General features: G+C 54.8%; 4 protein-coding genes. All 4 read right to left on the bottom strand.

Annotated elements, in window-relative coordinates; translation table 11 throughout:
• Positions 1 to 142: 142 nt before the first annotated feature.
• Positions 143 to 706 (bottom strand): shikimate kinase, encoded by a 564-nt coding sequence (locus NW819_RS03715; protein WP_414374890.1) that lies wholly within the window; start codon positions 704 to 706, stop codon positions 143 to 145.
• Positions 707 to 717: 11 nt separating this feature from the next.
• Positions 718 to 1,356, bottom strand: a complete 639-nt coding sequence (locus NW819_RS03710; RefSeq protein WP_414332173.1) for a riboflavin synthase — start codon at positions 1,354 to 1,356, stop codon at positions 718 to 720.
• Between the two features lie 12 nt (positions 1,357 to 1,368).
• Complete coding sequence (locus NW819_RS03705; RefSeq protein ID WP_414412923.1) at positions 1,369 to 3,066, bottom strand: ATP-binding cassette domain-containing protein; 1,698 nt, start codon at positions 3,064 to 3,066, stop codon at positions 1,369 to 1,371.
• Between the two features lie 605 nt (positions 3,067 to 3,671).
• Positions 3,672 to 4,913, bottom strand: coding sequence for a response regulator (locus tag NW819_RS03700; RefSeq protein WP_011433340.1), 1,242 nt, complete (start codon positions 4,911 to 4,913; stop codon positions 3,672 to 3,674).
• Between the last annotated feature and the right edge of the window lie 98 nt (positions 4,914 to 5,011).

Here is a 5,011-nt window from a genome sequence, read left to right as displayed (position 1 = left end):
CCCCGCGGCAATGCGCTCTAAAGGAAGCCGTTCTGGTCTCGTCAGGGATCCGCTCCCGGCGAATCTTGAGTAATCAAAAATCAAAAACTAAAGAGTTCAGGGATCCCTCATGGGATCCCTTTTTGTGTTGGGCGCGAGGTGGCTAGGAGGGGATCCCGTCTCGCAAGCGGGCGCGAATGGCTTGCCAGATCTGTTCAACCAACTGGGGCGGGCTAGTTTCTGACCGGATGGGCACCCGCACATCGGCTTGGGCGTAGAACGGCTCTCGCTCTTGCATCAGCTTGTACAGGGCAGCTTGGGGGTCGGGGGTTTGCAGCAGGGGGCGTTGGCCGGGATCCCGCTTGAGCCGCTGCCAAATCAGCTCGGGGGTCGCATCCAGCCAAACGGTGAGGCCATGGTGCAAGTAGCTCCAATTTTTGGGGCGCAACACAATGCCGCCGCCTGTGGCGATCACCAACCGGGTGTAGCTGCTCAACTGGGCCAACACCTGCGTCTCCAGATCCCGGAAGTAGGCTTCCCCATGCTCGGCGAAGATCTGAGCGATGGAAGAACCCCCCACCTGCTCCACCAGACCATCGGTGTCGAAAAATTGAAAGCGCAACTGGGCTGCCAGCTCCGATCCCACGGTGGATTTGCCGCTGCCCATCATCCCAATGAGATAAACATTTACGCCGCGCAGGCGCTCAACTTCCTCGGGGTGGATCATGGGAAAGGTACCTAGATATAGCCATGCTCGGCCAGAAACTCCAGAGAAACGCTGCTCTCGGGGGGCAGCAAGCCCAGCAATTTTTCCACATACTTGCCCAAAATATCCGCCTCTATGTTGACGGGATCCCCAACTTGGAGCTGAGAAAGGTTGGTCTCGCGGTAGGTTTGGGGGATCACAGCCACCTTGAACCAGCAGCCCCCTTGGCGCACTTCGGCAATGGTCAAGCTCACCCCATTCACCGCCACGCTGCCCTTGGGTACGATGTAACGCCCGATCTCTTCAGGAACCTTGAAGCTCAGCTCCCAGGCGTTGCCGGTGGCGGCTTGATCCCACAGTTGCCCCACCCCATCGATATGGCCGCTGACAAAATGCCCCCCTAACTTGTCTCCTACCCGCAGCGCCGGTTCCAGGTTGACTGTGCGCGGGCCGAGGGATCCCTGGCCCCAAGTCGAGCGCCGCAGGGTTTCCGGCGAAACATCGGCCAAAAATCCATCGGGCAGAATCTCCACCACCGTCAGGCAAAGGCCGTCCACCGCCACGCTATCTCCATAGGCCAACTGAGGTTGCAACCGGGGACAGGTAACCCGTAGCTGTGAAGAATTGATCAACTGGGCTGTGCCCAAACTTCGAACCAGACCCGTAAACATTGCTTTGGCTCCTTAGGTTTTGCCGGCTGCCTTTTTGGCTTTCTGTTTTTCTCGCTCTTTGGCTCGTTTTTCGGCAGCGATTCGCTCTTGTCGGGCTTTCTCTTTCTCTTCAGCGATCTTTTCTAGATAGTAGTGATAGTTGCCCTGGTAGGCGACCAACTCTCCGTTGCGAATCTCTACAATCTTGTTGGCCACTTTTGAGATAAAGTAGCGGTCGTGAGAAACAAGGATCACCGTGCCATCGTAATGCTGTAAAGCTTCTTCCAGCATCTCTTTGGCCGGGATATCTAAGTGGTTGGTGGGCTCATCCAAAATCAGTAGGTTGGCCGGCTGAAGTAGCATTTTCGCCAACGCCAAGCGGGCTTTTTCTCCCCCGCTCAAAGCCGCTACTTTCTTAAAAACGGCGTCGCCGCTGAACAAAAAGCGACCCAACAGCGTGCGCACTTCTTCGTTTTTCCAGTCGGGCACTTCGTCATGGATGGTGTCCAAGACGGTTTTGCTCAGATCCAAAGCCTCTGCTTGATTTTGCTCGAAGTAGGCAGGGATCACATTGTGTGCTCCCAATTTCACAGATCCCTCGGTAGGTTGCTCTAGGCCGGTGATAAGACGCAGCAGGGTGGATTTTCCTGCCCCATTGGGCCCCAGAAAGGCGACGCGATCCCCACGCTCGATCAACAGCTCCGCACCCAAAAACAAAATCTTATCTCCATAAATGTGCGTCAAATTCTCGATCTTCACCACCTCGCGACCACTGCGGGGAGCAGGGGGAAAGCGAAACTTGAGGGTACGCACGTCGCCAATGGGCGCTTCGACCCGCTCGATCTTTTCCAGTTGTTTTTCGCGGCTTTTGGCCTGAGTGCTGCGGGTGGCACTGGCCCGGAAGCGATCGATGAAGGTTTGTTGCCTTTCAATTTCCTTTTGCTGACGTTCGTAGGCAGCTTGTTGTGCCTCTCGCCGTTCAGCTTTTTGGAGTAGGTATTGAGAATAGTTACCCAAGTATGTCGTAGAAACTCCTCGCTCCGTCTCCACAATTTGGGTGCAAAGCCGATCCAAAAACTCTCGATCATGAGAAACAATCACCATGGGGATCGTCAAGCTCTTGAGGTAGTTTTCCAGCCACTCAATGGTCTCCAAGTCTAGGTGGTTGGTCGGCTCGTCTAGCAACATCAAATCGGGTTTTTGCAGCAGGATTTTCCCCAGGCTGATGCGCATCTGCCAGCCGCCGCTGAAGGCGCTCACCAACCGATCCCCGTCCTCCGGCTCAAACCCCATTTCCGGCAGGATTTTCTCAATACGCGCCTCCAGTTCATAGCCATGTAAACTCTCAAATTGGCGCTGTAGACGATCTAGACGGCGCAAAAGGGTTTCCAACGTGTCCGCGTCCGCCTGCTCCATCTGTTGGGTGATTTGGGCAATTTCTTGGTGAATGCGGTTTTCCTCTTGAAAGACTGTCCAGAACTCTTCTCGCACCGTTCGGGCGGGATCCACTCCAAATTCTTGGGTGAGATAGGCGATGCGCAGGTTGGTGGGGCGGATCACCTCGCCGCTGGTCGGCTCTTCTTGCCCGCAGATAATCTTGAGCTGGGTGGTCTTTCCGGCCCCGTTTACTCCCACTAGGCCGACGCGATCCCCAGGCTTAACTTCCCAGTTCACATCCTTGAGCACCTCACCGGTGGGATAGATTTTGCTAATGTGTTCCAGTCGCAGCATAATGCTCCTTGGGGATCGGGACCAATTGGAGAAGTGTGGCGTTTTCTTTACATTCTTTACTCGATTTTACGTATTCTTGGGATCCCTGTCCATGGATCCTGAGCAATTTCTGCTTGATTTCTCCCTCTCATTGATCTTGCCGGGATCCACGACAGCGTTTAATATTTCTGGTTTGCCTTCAGAAGTGCCTGCTGAACCCTGTTCGATCTTTATTTCATGTCTTCAGGGCTTGTTTGTCGGTACCCTTAGTATGGACTCTTTTGCCAGAAGCCTTGTGAGGCTTCTCTAAGGCTTAAACGACCTCTAATGCCAGCGGGGAAAAGCCAGTTCCTGAGAGAGATTGAAGTAGCCGGTCGTGATGACAATGAGGAAGGTTGATCGGATAAGTTTTCAGTGTATGGGATGCTTACTTCGTCTCTTGTTTCTGAAATCCCCGGCAACCTATTTTTCTCTTTTGGGCATGTCCTAATGAGCTATCAATCCATTGACATTAGCAGTCAGCCCAGACAAGTTATGGTCTCTTGAGTTGACTTCTTATCTAACATAAAACCTTTGTTGATTTTGACAGGAAAGCCAATGGCGACGGGGATCAACTCAGAAGGACACTACGCCTTGGCTTGATCCTCGAGGGAACGGGGGGATCCCTGAAACAGGGCAGGATGACCTGTTCTGCCTCCCTGAACCGACAGAGGATTTTGTCTGTGGGCAGGCGGCTGTTGGGCCAGAAGCCGCTTCACCTCTGCATTAAGCTGACTTTCGTTGAAGGGCTTGGTCAAGTAGGCGGTTGCCCCCGACCATTTGCCGCGGATGCGGGCCAGCAGACCATCGCGAGCGGTAACCATCAGGATGGGAAGGGACTTAAACTCTTCTAAGCTGCGCACAATGCGGCAAAGCTCTAGACCATCGATCCCCGGCATGGCGATATCCATCAACAACAGGTGGGGCCGATGCTGAAACAACAAAGGAAGCACCTCGGCGGGGTTGCCCGTTGTAATCACCTGATAGTTGGGCAAATACTGCCGTAGGATTTCCTGCATCACCACGCTGTCGTCCACCGCCAAGATGGTTATCGGGTTGTGGCGCTTGGTCTGCAGCAGCTCTTGGGGTGTTTGTAGGCTGACCAAACCTTTTTTCGCCCAGGAGGCAAAGAGATTGGCCACCTCCAGCCGATCCCGGCACAGCTTCTTGGCGATTGCTTCCAGCGACTGGCCATCTTTGGTGAGGGTGTGGAGCTTCTGTCGTTGCTCATCGGTGATGCGGTAGCGGTTGACCCGTTCCCAATTGACCACCGGCACCGCCAACAGGGTTGGGATCGCCACCTTCAAATCTGCCCAGCGATCGTGGCGCCGGGCGGCTTCTTGCAGCAGCGGCTCCAACTCAAACCCGCCAATGGGGGCCTCTTGGGCGACCTGCTCCTGCACCTCAAAGTAACAGGTGCCTGCCCGTTCGAATAGGTAGCGGTCGAAATCGGTAAGCAGGTTGAGCCACAGGGCATCTTCCAGCTCCCCCGGCTTGAGCAGGCCCAATTGCGTGATAGCCTCCAGCAGCTCAGGTAAGGAATGGTCTTTCATCAAGCGCTCTTGCACCACCGAGATGGCCCGCTGTGGCCATTCCAAGTTGAGGCGAGGAATAAAGCGGGAGAGTCGTTTCAGCAGGATTTGCGTGTTGAGGGGTTGATCGGCAGAAAAAAGCAGCCTGCCGTGGTAGTAGGTCAACACCCAGGGTTCCGCACCCTCAGAGGGATCCAGTCCCTTGAGGTGAATGTGCAGATATCCAGTGGTAAACCGCCAACCTTGCTGCCTGAGCAGTGGCGCAAGTTCCTCCGAGCCGAACACAAAACGGGACATGCAGCGTTCTCCCGGCCAACTTCTTCAGGCCAAATGAGCAGCGATTCACCTCAGCCACACGCTCAAACCGTCGAAAGGAGAGCATGACTCTAGTCAAT

Origin of the sequence: Synechococcus sp. R8-2, assembly GCF_047461715.1 — a bacterium.
Classification (GTDB): Bacteria; Cyanobacteriota; Cyanobacteriia; order Thermostichales; family Thermostichaceae; genus Thermostichus.
Note: the sequence above shows the minus strand (reverse complement) of the source record. Positions and strands in the feature narration are given on the sequence as shown.

What these genes read in the sequence shown, in the direction of transcription:
- NW819_RS03715 (WP_414374890.1), bottom strand. Translation starts at nt 706, where the DNA reads ATGATCCACCCCGAGGAAGTTGAGCGCCTGCGCGGCGTAAATGTTTAT.
- NW819_RS03710 (WP_414332173.1), bottom strand. Translation starts at nt 1,356, where the DNA reads ATGTTTACGGGTCTGGTTCGAAGTTTGGGCACAGCCCAGTTGATCAAT.
- NW819_RS03705 (WP_414412923.1), bottom strand. Translation starts at nt 3,066, where the DNA reads ATGCTGCGACTGGAACACATTAGCAAAATCTATCCCACCGGTGAGGTG.
- NW819_RS03700 (WP_011433340.1), bottom strand. Translation starts at nt 4,913, where the DNA reads ATGTCCCGTTTTGTGTTCGGCTCGGAGGAACTTGCGCCACTGCTCAGG.